This window comes from Cupriavidus sp. 05N38 (assembly GCF_056397345.1).
This window is the reverse complement of the sequence record NZ_JBFTNF010000003.1, coordinates 51298-75454: the sequence shown is the minus strand read 5'-3', so window position 1 is coordinate 75454 and position 24157 is coordinate 51298. Positions and strand designations below refer to the sequence as shown.

Genomic DNA, 24157 nt, shown 5'->3' with positions numbered 1-24157 from the left:
TGGTCCTGGGAGAACATTCACATGGCATCGATCAACAAAGTCATCCTCGTCGGCAATCTGGGCGCGGACCCCGAAACCCGCTACATGCCCAGCGGCGACGCCGTGACCAACATCCGCCTGGCGACCACCGACCGCTACAAGGACAAGCAAAGCGGCGAGATGAAGGAAGCCACCGAGTGGCACCGCATTGCCTTCTTCGGCAAGCTGGCCGAGATCGCCGGCCAGTACCTGAAGAAAGGTTCGCAGGTCTATATCGAAGGCCGCATCCGCACGCGCAAGTGGACCGACCAGGCGGGCGCGGAAAAGTACAGCACCGAAATCGTGGCCGAACAGATGCAGATGCTGGGCTCGCGCCAGGGCATGGGCGGCGGCGGTGGCGGTGACGACATGGGCGGCGGCTACAGCGGTGGCCGCGAATCGGGCGGTGGCGGTGGTGGTGGCTACGGCGCCCGCGGCGGCCAGGCCTCCGGTGGCCAGGGCGGCGGCCAGGGTGGCGGTCAGGGTGGCGGCGCGCGTCGTCCGCAGCCAGCCCCGTCGAACGGCTTCGAGGATATGGACGACGATATTCCGTTCTGAGATACATATCTCCAGAAGTGGAGAAAAGTAGCCAAGGCCCTCTTTCTAGAGGGCTTTTTTGTTTCTGGTGACCGTCACGGAGCTATTTTGATGTGACTGGTGATGCCCGTGCCCCACGCATTGCTACACGCTCGCCTGCGCATCCGGGACTTTTGCCATTCGCATTCTCCACGCCAGCGTCACCGTTGGAAGGAGGCGGGCCGGATCAACGCCCATGTACGCTAATCGAGTGGCCTGACACGCCTGAAAGCGGCCAGGATGGCGAGGTCATAGCCAATCTTCAGCACGCCGCAGGCCAGCAACGGCGCGCCTATCCAGCCCATTGCCATCAGGCCACCGGCAAGCACCGGGCTGATGGCGGCAGCCAGGCTCCTCGGTACCGCAGTCAGGCTCGCGGCCGCAGTGCGCTCGGCTGGCGTCACCACGGCCATCACGTACGCCGTCCGGGTCGGCACGTCCATTTGCGACAGCGCACTGCGCGCGAGCAATAGCAGCAGGGTCATCGTCAGTGACGGCGCGAATGCGGCGGCGATCAGGAAGACGCTGGAAGGAATGTGTGTGAACACCATCGTGTTCAGAAGACCGACCTTCCGTGCCAGTGGCACCGCGGCGAACTGCGAGGCCGTTGTCAACATTCCAGCCCAGAAGAAGAACTGCCCTGCCGCGCCGGGAGACATCCCGAAGCGCTGCATCAGCCAAAGTGAAAGCAATGCATTGACCACCAGCCCGCCCGCGAACGCGTCCACGCTGAACAGCATCGCCAGACGAATGACGATGCGACGAGACGGGCCCAGAGGCGTTGTTGCCGAGACCGACTGCGGGGGGCTTTCGGGCAGCCGCGCATAGAGGCCCCAGAGCGCAATGCCGGTCAAGGCGTAGATGCCGAACATCAGGCGCATTGCAGCCAGAAGCGACAGGCCGGCATGCAAGGAAATCCAGCCGGGCAGGGCTGCGGCCAGGGCRCCGATGGCAGCAGAGAAGGCGCCAACAAGGCTGTAGCGGGCGTATAGCGCGGTGCGCGCGTCGGGTATCGCCGCCTCTGCCAGCCGGGCCTGCTCCAGCGGCAGGAACACGCTGACATCGCCGGAACTCGGGTTCAGCGTGCCGATGAAAGCGACGATCAACAGCGGCCAGAGCGAGGACAGGCCGGCAAAGCCCACCCCGGTCGCCGCCATCAGCACTGCCGCCAGTTTCAGCAAGCGACGTTGTGGAAAACGGCTGCCGACGAGCCCGACCAGAATCGTAGCGAGGGCAGAGCCGATCAGCGTGGCGCTGCTGATCAGCCCGACAGCCAGCTGGCCAAAGCCGAGCCCCAGCAGGTACGCCGGCAAGAGTACCGCGACGAACCCGTCGCACAATCCGCGCAGCGCTCGCCCAATGAGAAGCGGCGTGACACGTGCGTCGATGCCCTGCGGAAGCAGAATCCCCGCGAGCTTGGTGTGGACGGTGGCCATTACCGACACCTCAGTCCCGTCTTGTACTCCGCAAGCTCGCGGCGAAAATCCGTTTCATCTGATGCCCCAGCGCTTTTCATGCGGACATTTGCGGCGGCCACGCATGTGTCTCCGCCTGGCAACTCTGACACCAAGCATATAGCGCGTCGTACATCACCATGCCATGTTCAAGCATTTCATGGTCGTCGGTGAAAACGTGAGACAGCCCCAGCGAAATGGCATAGAGGCCGCTCGACTGCGGTGTGAGGTCCAGCCGTGATGTATCCGCGCCGCGCACGATGCCGGCCAGTTGCTGCAGGGCCGGATCACCGCCGAGCTTGTACTTGCCGAGGAATGCGTCGAAGCTGCAAAGCTCGCCCACATGCGTCAGTTCGACACCAGGGATGTCATAAGGAATTGCGCCGCTTTCGCTGGCGATGCGCGCGACGTCCCCGGCCCGCACGTACAGGAAGTCCGGTGTCTCGTCGATAAAGCGCGCGATCAGCCATGGGCAGGCGATGCGATCGATCTTGGGGCGTTCCCGCGTGATCCACTGCATGGTGACAGTCTCCGTTGGTTTGCAGGATGCATCCAGCCTACTGCTGCAGGGCCGCCAGTCGGTCGGCCACGCGTTTCCAGTGGATGTTCTGCATGAATGCATCCACATAGGCCGCGGCCTTGGCGCCGTAGTCCATGTGATAGGAATGCTCATACATATCGAGCGCCAGGATGGGCGTGGCACCGGCCAGCGTATGAGCGTGATCCGACGCCCACTGGTTGACAAGCCGATGGTCGCGCGGCGAGTAGGTGAGCAGCACCCAGCCCGAGCCGCCGCCAAGCGCCTTGCCCATGGCCGTGAATTCGGCCTGCCAGCGTGCGAACGAGCCGAAATCGCGCTCGATGGTGGCCTTCAGATTGCCTTCCGGCGGCCCGGCATCGCCAAGGCTGTCGAAATAGACCTCATGCAGGATCATCGAATTCGTGGCGATCAGCTCCTCGCGCTTCAAGCCATTGAGCAAGAACACGGGTGCGGTCGCCATATCCAGTGCGACAAGCTCCGCCGTAATGGCGTTGAGCCGCTTTACCGCACCACCGTAGTTGTTCTCGTAGTGGCTGACGATCAGTTTCTCGGACAGGCCCGGCAGCCTGGTTGGATCGCATGAGAGCGGCTTCGTCTGGTAAGTCATGGTGTCTCCTTTGGCGACTCAGTGATGCAGCAGCGGATAGGCCACCAGGCCGATCACGGCAGCACCCGCAACAATCATGGGTTCGGGCAGCTTCTTGAACTTAAGCAGCAGCGCAACGGTGACCAGCGCCAGCAGCGCGGTGGGAATATCGACGATCGAGCGCCTGGCCAGCACAATGACCGCTCCGGTGATGGCGCCGATGGCGGCTGCGGTGACGCCATCCACGAACGCCAGGATGGCGGGCAGCTTGCCGTACTTCTTGAAGTAAGGCGCCGGCAGGATGGTGAACAGGTAACAGGGCAGGAAAGTCGCCGCCGCTGCCACGCAGGCACCCGGCAGTCCCGCGACCAGATAGCCAATGAAGCCGACGGTGATGACGACCGGGCCAGGCGTAATCATGGCCACGGCCACGGCGTCGACAAACTGCTTGTCGTTCAACCACTGGTGCTCAGTCACCACGCCGCCGTACAGGAACGGTACGATGGCAAGCCCTGAACCGAAGACGAACGCACCGGCCTTGGCAAAGAACACACCGATCTGCGAGAGCAGTGGCCAGTCCACCGTACTCAGCAGGCCGCTTGCCGCCGGGAAGGGTGTTGCTGCCATCGCATTCAGCTTGCCTTGACGCAGCCATTTCGGCGGCGCACGCCAGAACCAGACCAGAATGCCGGCCGCGAGAAATAGCCAGGCCACCTCCGACTCGGTGATGACCGTCACTGCGACGAGGACCAGGTAGATGAACCACAGCAGTTTGTCCTTGCCCACGCTTTTCCTGGTCAGCTTGTAGGCACTGATCGCGATGATGCCGATGACGGCTGCACCCACGCCGTAGAACACCGACTGCATCCACGTCAGCCCGCCGAAGCGCAGGTACGCCCAGCCGAGCGCCAGCACCATCAGGAACGATGGCAGCACAAAGGCGATGCCGATGAGCGTCGCGCCCAGGATGCGGTAATGCACATAGCCAAGATAGATCGCCAGCTGGGCCGCCAGCGGCCCTGGCGCCAGTTGTGCCAGCGCGATGCCTTCCTTGTAGTCGGCATCGGTGATCCACTGCCGCGCATCCACCAGGTCACGGTGCATGTAGCCGGCCAGTGCTACCGGGCCACCAAAGCCGAAGGTGCCAAGTCGCAGGAAGTAGAGCACCAGTTGCCGCAGCGTGTAGCCGGGGCGGCTATGCGTTGGCTGGGCCGACGAGGTATCGGCTGGTTGGGGCGAGTTCATCGTTAGTCTCGAGGGGTGAGCTTGATTGGGGGGGAGTGGCCTAGCGTTTGCGGCTGCCGGAGAAGTGCACATGGAGCGAATCGAGGACATGGCTCATCTCGCCCAGCAGGGCATCGTCATCGGGCAGCCGCTCGCGGGCACCGGTCAGCATGGCCTCGAAGCCGCTCGCTTCCGCGACGGGCGTGCCGCCGATGTCGAGTACGTGAATCATCTGGCCAAGGCGCGCCAGTCCCTTGTCCTCGTCGAGCCCAAAGCTGGCGAGCAACACCTCGAACGAAACGCGGTCGCCGATATGGGTGAAGGTCGCGCCATCGAAATCGAATCCCAGCGCATCGTCCGGGCATTGGCGCACGTCGTCGAGCCAGAGGAAGGTGGCGTGGGGATCGATGAAGCGCTGGATCAACCAGGCACAGGCGACTCGGTCCACCCAGAGGTGCCGGCGGGTCGCCCAGCGCCTTCCCTGATACTGGGCGGGATCGCGTCGCGGGATGCGGCCGGCTACTCCGTGCGGTTCGCCGGGCGACAGGAGGATGTCGACGGCCGCGTTGAAGTCGCGCCATTGCGCTTCCGCCCGGGCTGACGCATCGCTGTGGAAGAAATCGATATTCCGGATCGCGTCGAATGCCCGGCCGTGACGGCGCACCAGGCGCAGCAGTTCCGCTTCGTCCGCGTCACCCAACGTTGCACGGGCGCCGGAGAGTTCGGCCGTCCAGGTCGCATACTCGGCAGACCGGTCGAACAATGCGCGATACTCGGCATCTTCATGCGCATCGTTCGTCTGGACCGAAAGAATCCAGACCTTGCCGTCCTCGCTTTTCGCGTCCCCGGCCAGCTTTTCGAGCTGGCCGCGCAATCCTGGCTGGTCGGGCAGAAGATAGGCGCCGTCGCGCAGCGGCGCTGCGCCGAGCGACTTGATGCCGCGCCACAGTCGCATGCGCGGCGTGGCGGCCGATGTCGGCAGGCTGACGATCAGCAGCAGCCAGGCGGCCTGGGGGCTTGATTGGAGAGGGTTCATGCGCCAAGCGTAGCTGGCCGTAGTCGCCTCTTCAATGTTGTAGATATCTCTACAATTCCGGGAATCCGGTAAAGATGCGCAATCGTCACAGGCACGGGCGCTTAAGTTCAGACGCCGCTGGCGATAGTCGTCATTGGTGGACGCATCATGGCGACCGTGCCGACGCTGTTTGTCCTGCCGGCCCCATGCGGCGCGGCGTGGCCCTGGGCCGGCAACGGCATGCCGTCACAGGCGACAGCGCACTGGTCGAAGTGTAGTGAGCGTTTTGAAGCGTCGGAGACGTCATGCTTGAAGTACTGGGAAATCGCACGTACAGGCACCTGTTTGCGGCGCAGGTGATTGCACTGGTCGGGACGGGGCTGGCAACCGTTGCGCTTGGGCTGCTGGCCTACGACCTCGCCGGGGCAAACGCTGGAAGCGTCCTTGGCACGGCGCTCGCTATCAAGATGGTGGCCTATGTCGGCATCGCGCCCGTGGTGGGCGCCTTCGCCAACCGCCTGCCGCGCCGCGCATTTCTCGTGGCGATGGACCTCGTGCGTGCCGCCGTGGCCATTTCGCTGCCGTTCGTGACACAGGTCTGGCAGATCTACGTGCTGATCTTCCTGCTGCAATCGGCCTCCGCCGCCTTCACGCCAACGTTCCAGGCGACGATCCCGGACGTGCTGCCGGAGGAGAAGGACTATACCCGTGCACTGTCGTTGTCGCGCCTGGCCTACGACATGGAGAGTCTGGCGAGTCCTGCGCTTGCTGCGGCATTGCTGTCGGTCATCAGTTTTCACTGGCTGTTTGGTGGCACGGTCATTGGCTTCCTTTGCTCGGCCGCACTGGTGGTATCGGTGCGTCTGCCGCAGTCCCGTGCCGTGGACCGTACGGGCAGCATCTACGCGAAGACCTTTCGCGGGATCTCCATCTACCTGCGTACCCCGCGCCTGCGAGGGCTGCTTGCGCTGAACCTTGCCGCGGCAGCCGCCAGTTCGATGGTGATCGTCAATACGGTTGTCTACGTGCAGGGCAATCTGCAGCGTCCGGCATCGGACGTGCCGTTCGGACTGGCGGCATTCGGTTTCGGCTCGATGCTTGTTGCGCTGATGCTGCCGCGCTTCCTCAATGCGCGTCCGGACCGGCCCCCAATGCTGACCGGGGCGTTCATCATGACCCTTGGCCTTGCGTTCGGCGTGGTGCTGACCGGCCTTGCGCCGGCGGCCGAGTGGCCGGCATTTCTTCTGACGTGGTTTGTGATCGGCGCTGGCTACTCGATGACGCAGACGCCGGGCGGACGCCTGCTCAGGCGATCCGCCACCTCGCCCGACCGAGCGGCGGTGTTTGCCGCGCAATTCTCCCTGTCACATGCATGCTGGTTGATCGCCTATCCGCTGGCCGGCCAGATCGGCGCCGGGTATGGCATGACTGCAGCGTTTGCAGTGCTGGCCGGCATCTCCTTGATTGGTGTCCTTTGCGCATGGCGGCTATGGCCGGCCAATGACCCCGACATGCTGGAGCACGAGCATCCTGAAGGCGACGAACTGGATGCCCACCTGGAAGAAGGAGAGAGGACCGGACAACGCAGGCATCGCCACGCTTTCACGATTGACGACCTTCACCGGGAATGGCCCGGCAAGTGGTAATCGATGCCGCTCGCCTCGCGGGCGATCGCTTTGATGGCCTCAACTTCCACGGCTTCGAGTGAGGCCAGAGCTTGCTGAAACAGGCTTTCAATATTTAGCGTGTCAGCAGGCAGAGCCTCCTCGGACATCCACTGCCCGAAGCGGTGAACCCGGATGTGACGCCATCGGAACAGGCACCCCCGGTGTTTCCGTTCCCGATTTTCATAGCGGTTCCGATTAACGCGTATCCGATGTATGCTGTGTCATTCAACGGACAGCGCTAACGCGAGGGATACAGATGAAATCGAATGTACGGGCCGATCCCGAAGACGTAAAACTGGCCGACTTCCTGTGCTTTGCGGTCTACTCGGCGAACCTGGCGTTCGGCAAGGCCTACAGGCCGCTCCTCGATAAACTCGGCCTCACCTACACCCAATACGTCACGATCATCGCGCTTTCGGAGGAGGACGACCAGACGGTCAGCGGCCTCGGCGAGAAGCTCTTTCTCGAATCGAATACCCTCACGCCGATCCTCAAGAAACTCGAAGCGGTGGGCTACGTGGAGCGCAAGCGCGATGCGGCCAACGAGCGCCAGGTGCGGGTCAGCCTGACGAAAAGCGGGAGGCGCCTGCGCGAACGGGCCCAGGACGTCAATCTGGTGGAGGCCTGCGGCCTCACGCCCCAGGGATTCACGAAGCTGCAAAAGGACATCGTCGGGCTGCGCAACAATCTCGTCAAGGCTGTGCGAAGCGAGGCGTGACGGCCGGCACGGCCGGTCAGAAGCTTGCTGCCAGGCCCGGGGAAACGCCTGAGATGTCTGGCGGGGCCTGCAAGGCAGGGGGCAGCCCGCCCGATCGGCGCGGGCGGGCCGGGGCCGTGATGCGCGTGGCTCAGACCACGTTGATCACGACGTCGATATTGCCGCGCGCGAGCTTGGAGTAAGGGCAGGTCTGGTGCGCGCTGTCCGCCAGGGCTTGCGCAACGTCGCGCTCCAGTCCCGGCAGGCTGACGTTGAGGCGGGCCTGCAGGAAGTAGGCGTCGCCGCCGTTGACCAGGTCCACTTCGGCGTCGACGGCCAGGTCGGCCGGGAGCGCGACCTTCAGCTTGCCGGCCGCAATCCCCATCGCGCCGATGAAGCAGGCCGACCAGCCGGCGGCAAACAGTTGCTCCGGATTGGTGCCGCTGCCCGTCGTGCCGGGCGACGAAAGCTTGATGTCCAGGTGGCCATCGGTGCTGCGGGAGCTGCCGTCGCGGCCGCCGGTGGTGTGGGTCTTGCCGGTGTACAGGACCTTGTTTTCGACTTGGGTCATGATGGACTCCTCAGAGTAAAAAACTGCCTTCGGATTCTTTGAAAGCGGGCACGGCTGCCGTGCCCGGGGTACAGAATCAGCGTGGGTATTGCGTGGATGTGCCGTTGCGCGCAGGCGGGACCCGCGGGGGCCTCAGGCAGCGGCGCGGGCACCATCGGTGAAGACATCGCGCTGGCCGATACGGGCGCCGTCCAGGTAGGGGTCGGCGGCGCGGGCCGGGTCGGCCGACACGCCGGTGCGGTCCAGGCCGGCAAGCGTGCGGGCACCATCGGTGAAGACATCGCGCTGGCCGATGCGGGCGCCGTCCAGGTAGGGGTCGACGGCGCGGGCCGGGTCGGCCGACACGCCGGCGCGGTCCAGGCCGGCGAGCGTGCGGGCACCATCGGTGAAGACATCGCGCTGGCCGATGCGGGCGCCGTCCAGGTACGGGTCGATGGCGCGGGCCGGGTCGGCCGAGGGGCCGCTGCGGTCCAGGCCGGCGAGCGTGCGGGCACCGTCGGTGAAGACATCGCGCTGGCCGATGCGGGCACCATCGATGAACGGGTCGCGTTCGCTGGTGCGGGCACCGTCGATGAACGGGTCGCGTTCGCTGATGCGGGCTGCCGCCGCGCTCTGGCCAAAGCCGTGATTCGTGGCCGCGTCCGCCGCGAAGGCCGCCTGCACGCCGCTTGCGGCGGCGACCAGTGCGATGGCGGAAACGAAGCGCTTTGCAATGATGGTGTTCATGATGACTCCTAGGCTGTATTCAGGGTCCGTGGACCAGTCCTGGTCCGGGGCTTGTGTTGCTGCCGCCGCTGGGTTGTCCGGGTTTTTCCGGGGTTTGTCGTTCCCGCCGCGCCATGAGATGCATTTAAGGCGACCGAAGTATCTGGCCCGTATCCGTGCAGGAGCACATCTGTGATCACACGTATCGTGTCGAGCAGCCGATACAAGCGAATACAAAGTCGTCGGCCGCGGCTGCGGCATGTGACGAAGGCGGCGAAAAGGCAGGCTGGCGGGGGGAGGGGGGCGACGCAGGACGCGCCAGGAATGGCGGGCCGCAACCGTAGCCGTGCTTCCACACGGTTACGCCCACGGCCACGATCGGGGCAAAGGAGGCAAGGCGGTGAGCCCGGCGCCGGCGCCGGGCGGAACCGGCCGCTAGACGGCCAGGGTGAGCTTGGCCTGGAGACCTCCGCCTTCGCGGTTGGAAAGCACCAGCCCGCCGCCGAGGGCCTGCGCCAGTTGCTGCGCGATCGCCAGGCCCAGCCCGGTGCCGCCGGTTCCCCTGTTGCGCGACATCTCGAGGCGATAGAACGGCTGCATCACCCGCTCCAGTTCGGACTCGGGGATACCTGGCCCGCGGTCGCGAACGGCGATGGCAAGGCGCCCGTCGGCCTCCCGTGACACGCAGACGGCGACGTCGCCGCCGAACTTCAGAGCGTTGTCGACGAGGTTCGTCAGGATGCGCCGCAGCGCCTGCGGCCGCGTCACGATCGGCGCGCATACCTTGCCGTCAATGGCAATCGCATGCCCGCCGTCCAGGTAGTCTCCCGCCAGGCTGTCGAGCAGCGCGTCGGCATCGACGCGAACCGGCGTCTCCGCGCTGCCATGCAGCGTGCGCGCGTAAGTGATGCCTTCGCGCACCAGATGCTCCATCGCGCGCAGGTCGCTGCGCAGCTTGCCCAGCGTCTCGGATTCGTCCATCAGGTCCAGCCGCAGCCGCATGCGCGTGATGGGGGTCTGCAGGTCATGGGAGATCGCCGCGAGAATCTCGATGCGCTCGGCGAGGTATCCGGCGATCCGCTGCTGCATGGCGTTGAAGGCTGTGGCGGCGTGCACGATCTCGGCGGGTCCGCGTTCCGGGATCCGCTCGGCCTTCAGGTCCGGTCCCAGCATCTCGGCGGCTTTCGCCAGCTGCTTGAGCGGACGCGTGACCAGGCGCACGGCGATCCACGCACATCCCGCCAGCAGGGCGAGCTGGATGCACAGCAGCACCGGAAGCCATGTCGACACCGTCATGCGGGCCGGCAGGATATCGATGGTGAGCGGGCTGCCGTCGCTCAGCCGCAAGTGCACCTGGAGATGCTCGCGCTTGCCCGGCAGCGCGTTTGCCTGCACTTCGTAGCGCCCCGCCAGCGCCTGTGCGATGGTCGTGGCTGCCCGCGCCGATTCCGACGAATGCAATGGCATGCCGGGCGTTCCGTGATCGAGCCTGTAGCTATATGCCGCTCGCCGCAGGCGGTCCAGCCAGGCCGGCCGTTCCGCCGCCGGCAGCCGGTCGAGGACCGCGACGGATCCCGCCACGTCGAGTTCGAGGTTGTCCAGCATCAGCCTGTCGGCGGCTTCCCTGCGCTCCATCACGACAAGCCCGAAGGAAAGCCCTTGCGCAAGCGTGAGACCGATCACGAGGATGACCATCAGGCGTGCAAACAAGGTGCGCGGCCATATGCGCAAGGCGTGGGTGGCAAAGCTCATGTGCGCTCCTCGTGGATTGCCACCGTCGCGGCGAATACATAGCCTTCGTTGCGCACTGTCTTGATATAGCGGGGCTCGCGCGCGTCGTCGCGCAGGCGCTGGCGCAGCCGGCTTACCATCAGATCGATGGAGCGCTCGAACAGCTCGGCGTCGCGGCCCTGCGTGAGGTTGAGCAACTGGTCGCGGTTCAGCACCCGCTGCGGATGATCCAGGAAGGTGCGCAACAGCCGGTACTCCGCGCCGCTGAGGGCAACGACGACATCGTTCTCGTCGAGCAGGTGCCGCGCGGTCGTGTCCAGCCGCCAGGTACCGAAGGCCAGCACGGTAGCGGCTTCGGTGACCTGCAGGTTGGGCGGCAGCATGCGCGTGCGCCGCAGCACCGAACGTATCCGGGCCAGCAACTCGCGCGCCGCAAACGGCTTCACCACGTAGTCGTCGGCGCCCATCTCGAGGCCCAGGATGCGGTCGGTTTCCTCGTTGCGGGCAGTCAGCATCAAGACCGGCATGTTCCTGCGATCGCTGGCGCGCAGGTCGCGGCATAGCGTCAGCCCGTCTTCGCCGGGAAGCATCAGGTCCAGCACGACGAGGTCCACCGCGCCGGTTTCGAGCGCCGAGCGCATCTGGAGGCCGTTCTCAGCCAGGGTGACCCGCATCCCGCCGCGCTCCAGGTAGGTGGCGACCAGTTCACGGATCTCGCGGTCGTCGTCAACGATGAGGATATGGTCAGGCTGGATCATTTACGCATTCCATGGGCAGGTTGGGGGGCCGGTCATCTGGAGTGCGTCTTGCGCCGGGGGGCGCCGACGGTCCGCACGGCAGGCGGATTCGCAGGCCCCCAGCGGCAGGTCACGGAGCCGCGCAGCTCATACACGAACGCGGACAAGATCATGGCGACGACAAGCAACGGACGCGTCATTCGATGGTCCTCCTCACAGGTTGCGAAGGCGCGCTTTTGCGCGGTGAGGCAATTATGTGTGGGGTCGCGCGGCCCCTTGTATCGCTGTGTATCCAGGCCGCCGCCAGACAAGATACTTTTCAAATCAGGCGGTTTTCGAAACAGGCGGGATACGCGCGGGCGTTGAAATGCGTCTACCGCTTCCATGCAGGCGGCCGGTGCCGGCAGATATGCATTGCCTCGCAGACCGGGCGATTTTCCCATCCAACCCTGGAGCCTGAACCATGCGCCACGCAATCCGCGCCTGTATCGCAGCAGTCACCCTTCTCGGCGCAGCCACCCTGCTCGCCGCGACCTACGCCAACACGGCGACCCCGGCGCCTGCCAGCCACGGGATGGCGCCGGAGTTCACCGGCATCGAGCGATGGCTGAACTCGGAGCCGCTGTCCATTTCCTCGCTGCGCGGCAAGGTCGTGCTGGTCGACTTCTGGACCTACAGCTGCATCAACTGCATTCACACGCTGCCGTACGTCAAGCAGTGGCACGAAAAATACCGTGACCAGGGGCTGGTGGTGGTGGGCGTGCACACGCCCGAGTTCGCGTCCGAAAGATCGACCGCGAACGTACAGGACGCGCTCAAGCGCTTCGGCATCAAGTACCCGGTCGCGCAGGACAACGCGTACGCAACCTGGGGCGCGTACGGCAACCAGTACTGGCCCGCCCTCTACCTGATCGACGCCAGCGGCAAGATCGTCTACCAGCACTTCGGCGAAGGAAACTACAAGGAAACGGAGGCGACCATCGAGCGCCTGCTGTCGGAGCGCAAGCAGGAGCGCGCCGCGCAATGAGCGGCCGGTGCCGTCGGCTTGGGCCTTTGTAGCGCCATGTATCCGGAGGCGCAAAAGCTACATGCGCATGCAATCGCGCCGGGCCGCGGAAATATGCCGGATACACGGCATGCCTATTCTGCGGTCCGAGTGCAATCCATTGGGAGAGAGAGAATGTCGGATGAAATCAACCACCTTCGCCGCCGCATCTTCGGGACTGCGGCCATGACTATCGCCGCCGCCCAGTTCGGCCTGGCCGGCTCCGCCCGGGCGCAGGCCGGCAAGGCAGCACCGGCAAGCCTGCCCGCCATCAAGCCGGGTACGAATACATCGTTCGGCGCCTTGAAGCAGATCGATGCCGGCGTCCTGAATGTCGGCTACGCGGAAGCGGGCCCCGCCGACGGCCCCGTGGTCATCCTCCTGCACGGCTGGCCCTATGACATCCACAGCTTCGTCGACGTGGCGCCCATGCTGGCATCGGCGGGCTACCGGGTGATCGTGCCGCATCTGCGCGGGCACGGCACCACGCGCTTCCTCTCCGCCCAGACGCAGCGCAATGCCCAGCAGGCGGTGGTCGCGCTCGATATCATCGCCCTGATGGATGCCCTCGGGATCCAGCGCGCGATCCTCGCTGGCTATGACTGGGGCGCGCGCACGGCCAACATCATCGCGGCGCTCTGGCCGGAGCGCTGCAAGGCCATGGTCTCGGTGAACGGCTACCTGATCAACAACCGCGAACGCAACAAGGTGCCGCTGCCGCCGAAGGCCGAATGGGGATGGTGGTACCAGTTCTACTTCGCCACCGAGCGCGGCAAGGCCGGCTACGAGGCAAACCGCAAGGACTTCGCCAAGCTCATCTGGAAGGTCAACTCGCCGAAGTGGGATTTCGACGATGCCACGTTCAATCGCGCCGCGTCGTCCTTCGACAACCCGGACTACATCAGCATCGTGATCCACAACTACCGCTGGCGGCTGAGCCTGGCCGAGGGCGATCCGCAATACGACGAGCTGGAAAAGCGGCTCGCGGCGGGTCCCGCCATTGGCGTGCCCACGATCACCCTGGACGGCGATTCGGACGGCGTCGCGCCGGCTACGGACGGTACCGCCTACGCGAAGATGTTCACCGGCAAACGGACGCACCGGATCATCAAGGGCATCGGGCACAACCTGCCGCAAGAGGCGCCCCAGGCCTTCGCCGAGGCAGTCGTCGAAGTCGACCGGTACTGATCAGGCGCGGGCATTTCAGCGAGGCCCGGCGCCGCGGGTCAAGGCGTTGCGCAAGGGATGGTGATTTCCGCGCAGAGCCCGCCGCCTTCGCGGTTGCTCAGCTTGAGCGAGCCGCCGATCGCAAGCGCAAGCTGGTGCGCGATGGCCAGTCCGAGCCCGGTCCCGCCGGTCTCGCGGCTGCGCGACTGTTCCAGGCGGAAGAAGGGCTGCATGACGGCCTCGAGTTGCGCCTCGGGAATGCCGCGCCCGCGATCCATCACCTTGATGATGACCGAGCCTTGCGCATCTGTCTGCGCGCAGAGCTCCGCGGAGCCGCCGAACTTCAAGGCGTTGTCGATGAGATTGGTGAGGATGCGGCGCAGGGCGTGGGGACGCGTCAGGATGGTGCCGTCGAGCTTCTGCGCCATGGTCACGGCCTTGCCGGTGTCCTGGTAGTCGTAGGCGAGGCTCTCCATGAAGGACCCGATGTCGATGCGGGACGGCTTCTCGGTATCGCCATGCGTACTGCGCGCATAGGCCAGGCCTTCCTGGACGAGTCGCTGGATCTCGGCCAGGTCCTGAACCAGCTTGTCCTTTTCGACGGAGTCCTCCGCCATTTCGGCGCGCAGCTTCATGCGCGTGATCGGGGTCTGGAGGTCATGCGAGATCGCCGCCAGGATCTGGACCCGCTCCTCGACATAGTGGGCGATGCGGTCCCGCATGGCGTTGAAGGCCGTGGCGGCATGCGCCACTTCGCTTGGCCCCGTTTCGCTCAGCCGCGGTGCCTGCTTGTTCGGGTTGAGCGCATTGGCGGCATTGGCGAGGTCCGCCAGCGGGCGTATCGCCAGCCGCACCGCGAACCAGCAGCAAAGCACCAGAAGAATGAGCTGCGTGATCAGGACATAGGGCAGCCACTGTGCCAGCGGCATGGCGGCGGGGTGCACGTCGATCGTCAGGGGATTGCCGTCGCTCAGGGTCAGGTGGGCCTGCAGGCGCTTGCCGTCGCCCGGTATGGATTCGACCTTGACGGGAAAGCGCTGGCCGCCGGCGTCCTGGATCCGCGCGGCAATGTCGGCCCCCCGGCTGGTGAGGTCGGGGACGCCGGGCAAGCCCGGGCCCAGCACATATCGATACGTTCCGCGGTTGAGCCGCGACAGCCAGTCTGCCCGCTCGTTGGCCGGCAGGCGGTCCAGAATGGCGATCGAGGTCGCCACGTCGGTCTCGAGCGTGCCGAGCATCATCGCCCTGGCCGTGACGTAGCGCTCCAGGAACACCACGCCGAAGGACAGGCCATAGGCAATCGTCAGGCCGCCGAGAAGGATGAGGAACAACCGCGATGCCAGCGTGCGGGGCCAGGGCAGGAACCGCCGGGGCACGGGGATGGCGTTCATCGGCGGATCTCGGTGATCTCGACCGGCATGGAAAAGACGTAGCCCTCGTTGCGCACGGTCTTGATGTAGGCCGGCTCCCGCGCATCGTCGCAAAGGCGCTGGCGCAGCCGGCTGACCAGCAGGTCGATGGACCGCTCGAACAGTTCCGCTTCGCGCCCCTGCGTGAGATTCAGGAGCTGGTCCCGGTTGAGCACGCGCTGCGGATGATCGACGAATACGCGCAGCAGGCGGTATTCGGCGCCGCTGAGCGCCACCTCCGTGCCTTCCTGGTCGATCAGGTGCCGGCCGGAGGTGTCGAGCTGCCAGGTGCCGAAGCTCAGCAGCTGGCCGGCCTCGCTCACCTGGAGGTTCGGCGGCAGCATGCGGGTGCGGCGCAGCACGGCCTTGATGCGGGCCAGCAGCTCGCGCGCAGCGAACGGCTTGGCCAGATAGTCGTCGGCGCCCATCTCCAGGCCGAYGATGCGRTCGGTYTCGTCGCTGCGSGCCGTCAGCATCAGYACCGGAGTCGCCTTGTGCTTGCCGGCACGCAGTTCGCGACACAGGACCAGGCCGTCGTCGCCGGGCAGCATCAGGTCGAGCACGATGAGATCGACGGTGTTGGCCTCCAGGAAAGCCCGCATGTGCCGGCCGTCGGGTGCGACGGTGACGCGCAGCCCGTTCTTGGTGAGATAGGTCGAGACCAGTTCCCGGATTTCGCGATCGTCATCGACGATCAGGATGTGATCGATATGAGGGTCCATCGTAAGCACCTTCGACGTGGATTGGATACGGATTGGCAGCGGCCCGGGAAATGCGTCAACGCGGACTGTTTCCGGGGATTGTAAGCGCTTCTCTTTGTATCGCAATGTATCTGCCGGGGCGCCGCGCACACTTCCATACGCGTGCGGCCGATCCCGATACATCGGGGATATGTCGGTGGTGTTTCATACATGCATGGCCGGGATACAGCCGCGCCTCCCAGCATTCACGCAAAAAGGACGATCATGATTACGCTTCTGGCCGTTGCCTATCTCGGGGGTGTGCTGACGATACTCAGCCCGTGCATCCTGCCGGTGCTGCCGTTCGTCTTTGCGCGCGCGCAGCAGCCCTTCGTGCGCAGCACGCTGCCGATGCTCGCCGGCATGGCCATGACCTTTGCCCTCGTCGCCACCCTGGCGTCGGTCGGCGGCGGCTGGGTGGTGCAGGCCAACGAATACGGACGCTACGCCGCGCTCGCGCTGCTGGCCGTGTCCGGTGTCACGCTGCTCTCGCCACGGCTTGCCGGCGCGCTGACGCAGCCGGTCGTCGCGCTGGCCAACCGCTTGATGAAATCGACGGGCGGGACGTCGCAGGCGCCGACCTCCGGCGCTGCCTTGYTGGTCGGCATTGCCACCGGCCTGCTCTGGGCGCCCTGCGCGGGGCCGATCCTCGGCCTGGTGCTGACCGGCGCGGCGCTGCACGGCGCCAACGCAAAGACCACGCTGCTGCTTGTGGCCTATGCGGCGGGCGCGGCAACGTCGCTCGCGGTTGCGCTGCTGATCGGCGGCCGGGTCTTCACCGCCATGAAGCAATCGCTGGGTGCCGGCGAATGGGTGCGCCGGGGCCTCGGCGCGGCGGTCCTGTGCGGTGTCGCAGCCATCGGGCTGGGTGCGGATACCGGGCTGCTTGCGCGGTTTTCGAACGCCGGCACGGCCAGGTTCGAGCAGGCGCTTCTCGATACCTTCCCCGCGCACGCAAAGCCGCCGTCGACCAGGACGGCCGCGCGCGTGCGCGACGGCATCATGCGGGTCGCCGCCGACGCGCGCCCCGCGTTTCGCAGCGGCTTGCCGGTCGAGGGATCGTTGCCGTCGCTCGATGGCGCAGTGGGGTGGCTTAATTCGCCGCCGCTGACGAGCGAGCAACTGCGCGGCAGGGTCGTGCTGGTCGATTTCTGGACCTACTCGTGCATCAACTGCATTCGCACCATCCCCTACCTGCGGGCCTGGGCGGAAAAGTACAAGGACCAGGGCCTTACCGTGATCGGCGTGCACACGCCCGAGTTCGCCTTCGAACGAAACGCCGGAAACATCCGCAAGGCGATCGATGGCTTCCGTATCGGCTATCCCGTCGCGGTGGACAGCGACTTCAAGATCTGGCGTGCATTCGACAATCACTACTGGCCGGCCATCTWCTTCGTCGATGCCAAGGGGCGGATCCGCTATCACCAGTTCGGCGAGGGCGACTACGACAAGGCCGAGAAGGTCATCCAGGACTTGCTTGCCGAAGCGGGCGCCGCGAAGGCCGCGACACCTGCCGTGACGCCGGACGCCACGGGTGCGCAGGCCGCACCCGACCTCGACAACGTGCGCTCGGCCGAGACCTACATCGGCTATCAGCAGGCGTCGAACTTTGCCTCGCCCGAAGGACTGACGAGCGATGTCGCGCGGAACTACACCATCGGCGCTCCGCGCCTCAATCGCTGGGGGCTGGACGGGAACTGGACGGTGGGCGCCGAGCAGGCGACGCTGAACCGGGCGAATGGCGGCATCACCTACCGGTTCCGCGCGCGCGATCTCCATCTGGTCCTTGGCGCGGGCGCCGACGGCAAGCCGGTGCGCTTCCAGGTGAAGGTGGACGGCAAGGCGCCGGCAGAAAGCCACGGTGCCGATATCGACGCGGCGGGCAACGGCACCGTCACCCAGACGCGCCTCTACCAGCTCGTGCGCCAGTCGGGCGAGGTCGCTGAACGCACCTTCGAGATCCGCTTCCTCGACCCGGGTGTCCAGGCCTTCGTCTTCACCTTCGGCTGACCGCCCTTCCCGGAAGGCGTCGCCGGGCGCCGGTCAGGCCGCCTGCGCGGCAAAGGCACGCAGCCCGGGCAGATCGATCACCGTGACGCGGCCGTAGGTGATCGCCAGCAGGCCATGCGTCTCCATCCGGCGCACGGCAAGATTGACCTTTTGCCGCGTGACGCCGGACAGATAGCCGATCTCTTCCTGCGTCAGCGGTATCTCGGCCTTGCCCAGGGGATAGAGGCGCGGATTGAACATCGCCAGCAGGCAGTTGGCGACGCGCAGGACGGGCTCGGTAAGGCGGTCGTTCTCGACCATGGCCATCAGTTGGCCGAGCCGTTCGTTGACGTGTTCGAGCAGGAAGCGGTTGAAGGGGATGCTGCAGTCAAGCAGCTTGAAGAACAGCGCGGCGGGCAGGCACGCCACGCGCGAGGTGCGCAGCGCGACGGCGTCGTAGTGCCAGGCTTCGGCCTTGATGACCGTGCCCTCGCCGAACCAGGCGCCGGCCGGAATGCCGGCGAACGTCATCAGCCGGCCTTCGCTCGACGTATTGCACACCTTGACCAGCCCGTCCACCACGCCGAACCAGCAATGGCTCKGCTCGCCGCGCCGGCACACGTAGCCGTCCGGCGCTACCACTCGCAGGCTGGTTCCGGCGCGCACCTGCGCTTGCAGCCCGGGGTCGAGCGCCCCGAACCACGGCGCGGTGAGTAGCAACTGGTCGATCGTGTCCATGGCTTGCGGGGTTGGCTTGTGTGTCGGCCGGCTCCGGCGCGGGATTGCCGCGGATTGTTGCGCACGGGACAGACTTGCGCCGCGCCCATGCCTAGAGTGGCAACCATCGAAGACGCGCGCAATGCCAGCCATGGCATGACGCGAAGCGTTCCGCCGCATATTCTGCGGGAATTCGCGCGCGCGGCCAACCGGAGACGATGATGGAGACTTCACTCGGCGCGCTGATCGCGCAGGCTGCCGCGCGCTTCGGCGACAAGACGGCGCTGGTGGCCGACGGGCAACGCTATTCCTTTGCCGAACTGGACCGCCTGTCGTCCGGCGTGGCCACCCGCCTGCTGCAACGCGGACATGGCCATGGCACCACGATCTCGCTCTACGCGCCCAACTGCGCGCAATGGATCGTGGCCTACTACGGCATCCTCAAGGCGGGCTGCATCGCCAACCCGCTCAACCTGATGCTGACAGCGCCGGAGGCGGCCTACGCGGTGGGCGACTGCGGCGCGTCGGTGGTGTTCGGGGAAGGCGACAAGCTGCTGGCGCTGCGCGAGGCGCTGGGCGAGGCCTGCCCGGCACTGGTCTCGCTGCAGGGCACCACGGCAGGCATGGAAGCGTTCGCCGACTGGACCGGCACGCCGCCCGACCCGGGCCTGCGCCTGGACCAGGACCGCCTCGGCGAGATCAGCACGATCGGCTACACCTCGGGCACCACCGGCAAGCCCAAGGGCGCCGTGCTCTCGCACCGGTCGATCCTGATGAACACCGCCATGACCGCGACCATGCACGGGCGAACCGAGGCGGATACCGTGGTCAGCGCGCTGCCCTTGTCGCACGTGTACGGCAACATCGTCATGAACTGCGCGATGGCGTATGGCATGACGCTCGTGCTGCACGCCGTGTTCAGGCCGGAAGTGGTGCTGCAGAGTATCGCCACGCATCGCGCCACCCTCTTCGAAGGCGTGCCGACGATGTACATGTACCTGCTGGACTATCCGCAGTTCGGCGACTACGACATCAGTTCGCTCACGCGCTGCACGGTGGGCGGCCAGACCATGCCGGTGGCGAAGATGGAGCAAGTGCAGGCGCGCTTCGGCGCACCACTGCTTGAGCTGTGGGGAATGACCGAGCTGGGCGGCCTGGGCACCACCCATTGCCTGCTCGGCCCGCGGCGGCTCGGCTCGATCGGCATCCCGCTGCCCTTCATGCAGGCGCGCATCGTGCGCGCCGATGCCGCCGGCACCGTCCTGCCGCCGCATGAAGTGGGCGAACTGGTGCTCAAGGGGCCGCTGACGATGGACGGCTATCTCAACCGCCCGGATGCCACGGCGCAGGCCATCGACGCCGAGGGTTTCCTGCATACCGGCGACCTCGCGTACATGGACAGCGACGGCTATATCTTCGTGGTCGACCGCCTCAAGGACATGATCATCACCGGTGGCTTCAATATCTATCCGGCCGAACTCGAAAGTGTGCTGTGCGAGCATCCCGCCGTGGCGATGGCGGCGGTGGTCGGTGTGGCCGACGCGTTGAAGGGCGAGCTGGCCAAGGCATTCATCGTTCCCGCCCGCGGGCACGTCGTCACGGAAGAGGCCTTGCTGGCGTTTTGCCGCACGCGGCTCGCCGCCTACAAGGTGCCAAGGCTGGTGGCGTTCGTGGACGACCTGCCCAAGACCGGGTCGGGCAAGATCCTGCGGCGCGCGCTGCGCGGCTGAGCGCAGCGCGCGTGCGGGCACGGGGCGCCTGCACGCGCGCCGGTGGCTGGCCCGGCTCAGCGCTGCGGACTATCGAGCAGCGTCCAGCGGTCCGGCGCGTCTTCGTTCGCGGCGGACAACACGAGGGTCTGCCCGCACGCCTCGCAGCGGTAGACAAAGCCCGTGCCGCGCATGGCTTCGCGCAGCATGGTGACCTTGGCCAGCCGGGGGTGTGGCGGGAAATGGCCGGGTCGGTCCACTTGCGTGATGCATAGATCGCAGAGTGACATGCCTGCCTCCGTTTGGATGGCCACGCGGGCCGGGAAATGCTGTGGTGCAGCATTTCATCCAGTATAGAGGTGTTTCGCCGCACGGCATGGCTTTATCGTGCGGGCCGTCGCGCCGCCGCCTCACTCGCGCCGGACGGCGGCGCGGCGGCCGCCAGCAGGCGGCGCGCCGTCAGCCTGGCGCCCGATGCCTGGCGGGCCTGGTTGCACAGGTGTGCGTGCCTGGCAGGAAAGACCCGATCCCGGCACCGCGGACTTGACAGCCTTCGGACGATGCGCCGCGCATGCCGGCAGCTCAGTTCCGTGCCTCCATGCGCCTGGTCAGGGCCGCCCGTTCCTGCACCGCGCTCCCCAGCAGCGAAAAGCCGACGAGCTGGCCGCTCGCGGCATCGGTGCAGAGCGCGCGCAGTGATTCGTCCACCGGGCCGGCGGCCTGTTCGACCAGCCAGTCGCCGCTGCCCGGCGGGGGCGCTGCCACCACGGCGGGCACCGCGGGCGTCTTCACGCTGACCGGCATCACCGGGAACACCACCGGCGTCGGCTCGCCGCACAGCGTGCGCGCGAGCGCGCGCGCGGCGTGCGTGATCGGCAGCACATAAGGCTGCACCTTGCCTTCGATCTCGGCGCAATCGCCCAGGGCATACACATCTGGCGCGCTGGTGCGGCAGCAGGCGTCGGTGCGGATGCCCTGGCCGGTGTCGATGCCCGCCGCGCGCGCCAGCGCGGTGCGCGGTGCCAGCCCGATGGCCGACACCACGAGATCCGCATCGAGCGTGCCGCCGTCGGCCAGCGTCAGGCGGTAGCCCAGCCCTCGTGCTCGATGGTGCTGACGCTGCGCCCGAGCAGCATGCGCACGCCGTGCCGGTGCAGGCCGCGCGCGTAGACATGGCCGGCGGCTTGCGGCAGCAGCCGCGACAGCGGCGCGGCGGCGGGGTCGATCAGCGACACGACGAAGCCGGCCGAGGCCAGGTCGTTGGCAAATTCGCAGCCGATCAGCCCGGCGCCGAGAATGGCGACCGAGCGGCAGTTCGCCAGCGCCAGGCGGAAGCGCGCGTAGTCGCGCAGGTCGTTGATGCACAACACGTCGGCGGCGCCCGTGCCCCGCAGCGGCGGCCGGCGCGGATCGGCGCCCACGGCCAGCACCAGCCGGCTGTATTCCAGCGCCGTGCCGTGCGATTCGACGGCATGCGCCTCCGCACGGATGCGCCCGACCACCTGGTGCGTGCGCACCGTCGCGCCGAGTTGCCGTGCCATCGCGGCGGCATCGAAGTTCGCCAGCGCGGCGGGCGCCTTCTTCAGCGCCAGCGCGTTGGACAGCATTGGCCCCCGCCCCCGCCCGCGACGCACCGCGTTCATCTCACTCCGCGCTGGCGCCGGACTCCTTGGCCACCTTGGTCCATTTGCTCGTCTCCGCACGAATGAAGCCGRCCAGCTGCGCGGGCGTCATGTCGCCGGCGGTCACGCCCTGTTCCTCGAAGCGCTTCTGCACTTCCGGCAGTTTCAGCACCTTCGCCAGTTCGGCGCCGATGCGCTGCTCGACGGCCGGCGGGGTGCCGTGCGGGGCCATCACGGCGTACCAGGTGGTGACCTCGAAGCCCTTCACGCCGCTCTCGTCCAGCGTGGGCACGCCGGGGTAGGCGCCGGAGCGCCTGGCCGTCGTCACGGCGAGCGCCTTGACCTTGCCGCTGCGCACATGGGGCGCGGCCGACGGGCTGGTCTCGATGGCCATCTGGATCTGGCCGGCGATCAGGTCGGTCATCATCGGCGCGCCGCCCTTGTAGGGCACGTGGGCGATATCGGTGCCGGTCATCGAGCGGAACAGCTCGCCGGACAGGTGCTCGGTGCTGCCGGTGCCGGCGGAGCCGTAGTTGACCTTGCCGGGATGCGCCTTGATGTAGGCGATCAGTTCGGGCACCGTCTTCGCCGGGATGGACTGGTTGACCAGCAGCACGTTGGGGGTCAGCGCGGCCAGGCCGATCGGGTCCAGGTCCCTGGTGAAGTCGTAGGGCAGGGTCTTGTAGATGCCGGGCGCCATGGTGTGCGCCACGGTGGCCAGCAGCAGGGTGTAGCCATCCGGCTGGGCGCGCGCCACGATGCCGGCGCCGAGCGTGCCGCCGGCGCCGGGCCGGTTGTCGACCACCACCGGCTGGCGCAGCGCCTCGCCGAGCTTCTGGCCGATGGTGCGGCCGATGATGTCGGTGGTGCCGCCGGCGGCGAAGGGCACCACCAGCGTGACCGGCTTGGCGGGCCACGGGTCCGCCGCGAAGGAGGCGGCGCCTGCCGACATGAGGATGGTGCCGAGGATGCCGGCGAGCGCGGCGCGGCGGGCGGTGGACTGCATGGTGTCTCCTGGAGGGATGGTTCTTGTCGTCGGCGCGCGGGCCGGCTGCCGCGCGTGCGCGCGGCGCCGGGCCAATGCAGGGCATGCGCCGGCGCGGCGCGATGGTGGCGTGACTGTACGAAGCGCGGCGAGGCGGCGCCAGTCACGTTACGGCAAGGGGTCTTCAGGATTCGTGAAGGGTGGCGCCGGGCCAGCGGCCTTCCCTGACCAGCGTGCGGGTCACGCTGGCCAGCACGGTGCGCGCCGCCAGCCCGGCCGGGGATAGCTCGTCGTCGGACAGGCTGACCAGCATGTTGGGCCGGCACACCGCGCCGTTCGTGCCACTGGCGCCGCCGCCGTCGGCGATCTCGATCATGTCGAGTGGCTCGCCGAGCAGCCGCGCCACCGCCGCGCCGGGCTGGATGGTGGCGCCCAGGCCGGCGCGCACCGCGTCCATCAGCATCGCCAGGCCGTCGATCTCGGCCACCACATTGGGCTGGTGCCGGCTGCGCGCGAAGGCCTTGTTGAGCAGGGCGCGCAGGCCATGCGGGCTGCTTGGCAGGATCAGCGGCAGGGCGCCGAGCTGTTCGAGCTCCACCGGCGCGCCCGCGGGCATGCCGGCCTGGCCCGTGCGCGCAATCACGAACAGGCGTTCCTCGAGCAGCGGCGTCACGCTCCAGCGCTGGCTGCCCTCGATCTGGAACAGCACGGCCAGGTCGAGCTGGCGCGCGCCGATCATCGCGGCCAGGTTGCCGGACAGGTTCTCCACCAGGTGCAGGCGGATATCGGGATAGCGCTCGCGCATGGCCAGCATGAAGGGCAGCCCGAGCACGGCGATCGTGCTGGGCGCCATGCCCACGCTCACATGGCCGGACAGGCGCGCGAGCTGGGCCGCGCGCACGGCGTCATCGGCATGGCGGATGGCCAGCTGCGCCTGGCGCCAGAAGGCCAGGCCCGCGTCGGTGGGCACGGTGCCACTGGAGGTGCGCTGCAGCAGCCGCGTGGACAGCTCGCTCTCCAGCCGGCTGATCTGCTGGCTCAGGGCGGAGGTGACCACGCCCAGCTTCTGCGCCGCCTGGCCCATGCTGCCCAGTTCCACCACCTGGACGAAATAGCGTAGCTGTCGAAGTTCCATGTTCCTTTCCCGATTCCCGTGCCCGAAGCAACAGCCGGCATTGTGCACGCCTTGCGGCGAGGCCCGCGCGGCGCCGGCCCCGGCGACCGCGCGAGGCTTCTCCAATCACCCATGTCA

At 66.8% G+C, this 24157-nt stretch carries 25 protein-coding genes; 7 read left to right on the top strand and 18 right to left on the bottom strand.

Translation table 11 applies throughout. The annotated features are described in order from the left end of the window. The first annotated feature begins 21 nt into the window (after positions 1-21). Complete coding sequence (locus tag AC1DK4_RS03425; protein WP_441613697.1) at positions 22-576, top strand: single-stranded DNA-binding protein; 555 nt, start codon at positions 22-24, stop codon at positions 574-576. Between the two features lie 221 nt (positions 577-797). On the opposite strand, the gene AC1DK4_RS03420 is transcribed toward AC1DK4_RS03425, so the two are convergent. The 5 genes from AC1DK4_RS03420 to AC1DK4_RS03400 form a co-directional block, all read right to left on the bottom strand. Further along, a complete protein-coding gene (locus AC1DK4_RS03420) occupies positions 798-2030 on the bottom strand; it encodes an MFS transporter (RefSeq protein ID WP_441613696.1) in 1233 nt (410 codons plus the stop codon). Between the two features lie 76 nt (positions 2031-2106). Beyond that, entirely contained in the window at positions 2107-2568 is a 462-nt protein-coding gene (locus tag AC1DK4_RS03415; RefSeq protein ID WP_441613695.1) for a chromate resistance protein ChrB domain-containing protein, read from the bottom strand. A gap of 37 nt (positions 2569-2605) precedes the next feature. Then, positions 2606-3196, bottom strand: a complete 591-nt coding sequence (locus AC1DK4_RS03410; protein WP_441613694.1) for a superoxide dismutase — start codon at positions 3194-3196, stop codon at positions 2606-2608. An 18-nt stretch (positions 3197-3214) separates the two neighbouring features. Continuing rightward, the gene (locus AC1DK4_RS03405) at positions 3215-4420 is read right to left on the bottom strand and encodes a chromate transporter (RefSeq protein WP_441613693.1); all 1206 of its coding nucleotides are present in this window, start codon (positions 4418-4420) and stop codon (positions 3215-3217) included. Positions 4421-4460: 40 nt separating this feature from the next. Further along, positions 4461-5435: a chromate resistance protein ChrB domain-containing protein gene (locus AC1DK4_RS03400; protein WP_441613692.1), complete on the bottom strand. Its 975-nt coding sequence runs from the start codon at positions 5433-5435 to the stop codon at positions 4461-4463. 284 nt (positions 5436-5719) lie between these two features. Here AC1DK4_RS03400 and AC1DK4_RS03395 point away from each other — a divergent pair, with 284 nt between their 5' ends. Beyond that, on the top strand, positions 5720-7060 hold the full coding sequence (locus AC1DK4_RS03395) for an MFS transporter (RefSeq protein ID WP_441613691.1): 1341 nt from the start codon (positions 5720-5722) through the stop codon (positions 7058-7060). Here AC1DK4_RS03395 and AC1DK4_RS03390 read toward each other — a convergent pair. Then, positions 7033-7188, bottom strand: coding sequence for a hypothetical protein (locus AC1DK4_RS03390; RefSeq protein ID WP_441613690.1), 156 nt, complete (start codon positions 7186-7188; stop codon positions 7033-7035). The two genes, AC1DK4_RS03395 and AC1DK4_RS03390, sit on opposite strands and share 28 nt — an antisense overlap. 149 nt (positions 7189-7337) lie before the next feature. On the opposite strand from AC1DK4_RS03390, the gene AC1DK4_RS03385 reads away from it, so the two are divergent. Beyond that, the gene (locus AC1DK4_RS03385; protein WP_441613689.1) at positions 7338-7799 is read left to right on the top strand and encodes a MarR family winged helix-turn-helix transcriptional regulator; all 462 of its coding nucleotides are present in this window, start codon (positions 7338-7340) and stop codon (positions 7797-7799) included. 130 nt (positions 7800-7929) lie between these two features. Here AC1DK4_RS03385 and AC1DK4_RS03380 read toward each other — a convergent pair whose 3' ends face one another. The 4 genes from AC1DK4_RS03380 to AC1DK4_RS03365 form a co-directional block, all read right to left on the bottom strand. Continuing rightward, on the bottom strand, positions 7930-8349 hold the full coding sequence (locus tag AC1DK4_RS03380) for an organic hydroperoxide resistance protein (protein ID WP_441613688.1): 420 nt from the start codon (positions 8347-8349) through the stop codon (positions 7930-7932). A gap of 132 nt (positions 8350-8481) precedes the next feature. Beyond that, positions 8482-9075, bottom strand: a complete 594-nt coding sequence (locus AC1DK4_RS03375) for a copper resistance protein CopQ (protein WP_441613687.1) — start codon at positions 9073-9075, stop codon at positions 8482-8484. A gap of 414 nt (positions 9076-9489) precedes the next feature. Continuing rightward, positions 9490-10806: an ATP-binding protein gene (locus AC1DK4_RS03370; RefSeq protein WP_441613686.1), complete on the bottom strand. Its 1317-nt coding sequence runs from the start codon at positions 10804-10806 to the stop codon at positions 9490-9492. Continuing rightward, the gene (locus AC1DK4_RS03365; RefSeq protein WP_441613685.1) at positions 10803-11543 is read right to left on the bottom strand and encodes a response regulator; all 741 of its coding nucleotides are present in this window, start codon (positions 11541-11543) and stop codon (positions 10803-10805) included. Before AC1DK4_RS03365 ends, AC1DK4_RS03370 begins: the two co-directional genes overlap by 4 nt. A 442-nt stretch (positions 11544-11985) precedes the next feature. On the opposite strand from AC1DK4_RS03365, the gene AC1DK4_RS03360 reads away from it, so the two are divergent. Then, positions 11986-12549, top strand: coding sequence for a thioredoxin family protein (locus AC1DK4_RS03360; RefSeq protein WP_441613684.1), 564 nt, complete (start codon positions 11986-11988; stop codon positions 12547-12549). 153 nt (positions 12550-12702) lie between these two features. Next, positions 12703-13755, top strand: a complete 1053-nt coding sequence (locus tag AC1DK4_RS03355; protein ID WP_441613683.1) for an alpha/beta fold hydrolase — start codon at positions 12703-12705, stop codon at positions 13753-13755. A 38-nt stretch (positions 13756-13793) separates the two neighbouring features. On the opposite strand, the gene AC1DK4_RS03350 is transcribed toward AC1DK4_RS03355, so the two are convergent. Next, on the bottom strand, positions 13794-15125 hold the full coding sequence (locus AC1DK4_RS03350) for a sensor histidine kinase (RefSeq protein ID WP_441613682.1): 1332 nt from the start codon (positions 15123-15125) through the stop codon (positions 13794-13796). Then, the gene (locus tag AC1DK4_RS03345; protein ID WP_477131389.1) at positions 15122-15865 is read right to left on the bottom strand and encodes a response regulator; all 744 of its coding nucleotides are present in this window, start codon (positions 15863-15865) and stop codon (positions 15122-15124) included. Before AC1DK4_RS03345 ends, AC1DK4_RS03350 begins: the two co-directional genes overlap by 4 nt. Before the next feature lie 246 nt (positions 15866-16111). Here AC1DK4_RS03345 and AC1DK4_RS03340 point away from each other — a divergent pair, with 246 nt between their 5' ends. Further along, positions 16112-17893 (top strand): cytochrome c biogenesis protein DipZ, encoded by a 1782-nt coding sequence (locus AC1DK4_RS03340; protein ID WP_477131416.1) that lies wholly within the window; start codon positions 16112-16114, stop codon positions 17891-17893. Positions 17894-17926: 33 nt separating this feature from the next. Here AC1DK4_RS03340 and AC1DK4_RS03335 read toward each other — a convergent pair whose 3' ends face one another. Further along, positions 17927-18610, bottom strand: a complete 684-nt coding sequence (locus AC1DK4_RS03335; protein WP_477131388.1) for a Crp/Fnr family transcriptional regulator — start codon at positions 18608-18610, stop codon at positions 17927-17929. Positions 18611-18807: 197 nt separating this feature from the next. Between AC1DK4_RS03335 and AC1DK4_RS03330 the strand changes: the two genes are divergently transcribed. Next, positions 18808-20319 (top strand): class I adenylate-forming enzyme family protein, encoded by a 1512-nt coding sequence (locus tag AC1DK4_RS03330; RefSeq protein ID WP_441613679.1) that lies wholly within the window; start codon positions 18808-18810, stop codon positions 20317-20319. A gap of 56 nt (positions 20320-20375) precedes the next feature. Here AC1DK4_RS03330 and AC1DK4_RS03325 read toward each other — a convergent pair whose 3' ends face one another. From AC1DK4_RS03325 to AC1DK4_RS03305, 5 genes are all read right to left on the bottom strand, one after another. Continuing rightward, positions 20376-20588, bottom strand: coding sequence for a hypothetical protein (locus AC1DK4_RS03325; RefSeq protein WP_441613678.1), 213 nt, complete (start codon positions 20586-20588; stop codon positions 20376-20378). A gap of 292 nt (positions 20589-20880) precedes the next feature. Next, on the bottom strand, positions 20881-21339 hold the full coding sequence (locus AC1DK4_RS03320) for an FAD-dependent oxidoreductase (RefSeq protein ID WP_441613677.1): 459 nt from the start codon (positions 21337-21339) through the stop codon (positions 20881-20883). Between the two features lie 38 nt (positions 21340-21377). After that, on the bottom strand, positions 21378-21905 hold the full coding sequence (locus tag AC1DK4_RS03315; RefSeq protein ID WP_441643142.1) for an FAD-dependent oxidoreductase: 528 nt from the start codon (positions 21903-21905) through the stop codon (positions 21378-21380). A 37-nt stretch (positions 21906-21942) separates the two neighbouring features. Continuing rightward, complete coding sequence (locus AC1DK4_RS03310; RefSeq protein WP_477131387.1) at positions 21943-22926, bottom strand: Bug family tripartite tricarboxylate transporter substrate binding protein; 984 nt, start codon at positions 22924-22926, stop codon at positions 21943-21945. Between the two features lie 163 nt (positions 22927-23089). Beyond that, positions 23090-24040: a LysR family transcriptional regulator gene (locus tag AC1DK4_RS03305; protein WP_441613674.1), complete on the bottom strand. Its 951-nt coding sequence runs from the start codon at positions 24038-24040 to the stop codon at positions 23090-23092. Between the last annotated feature and the right edge of the window lie 117 nt (positions 24041-24157).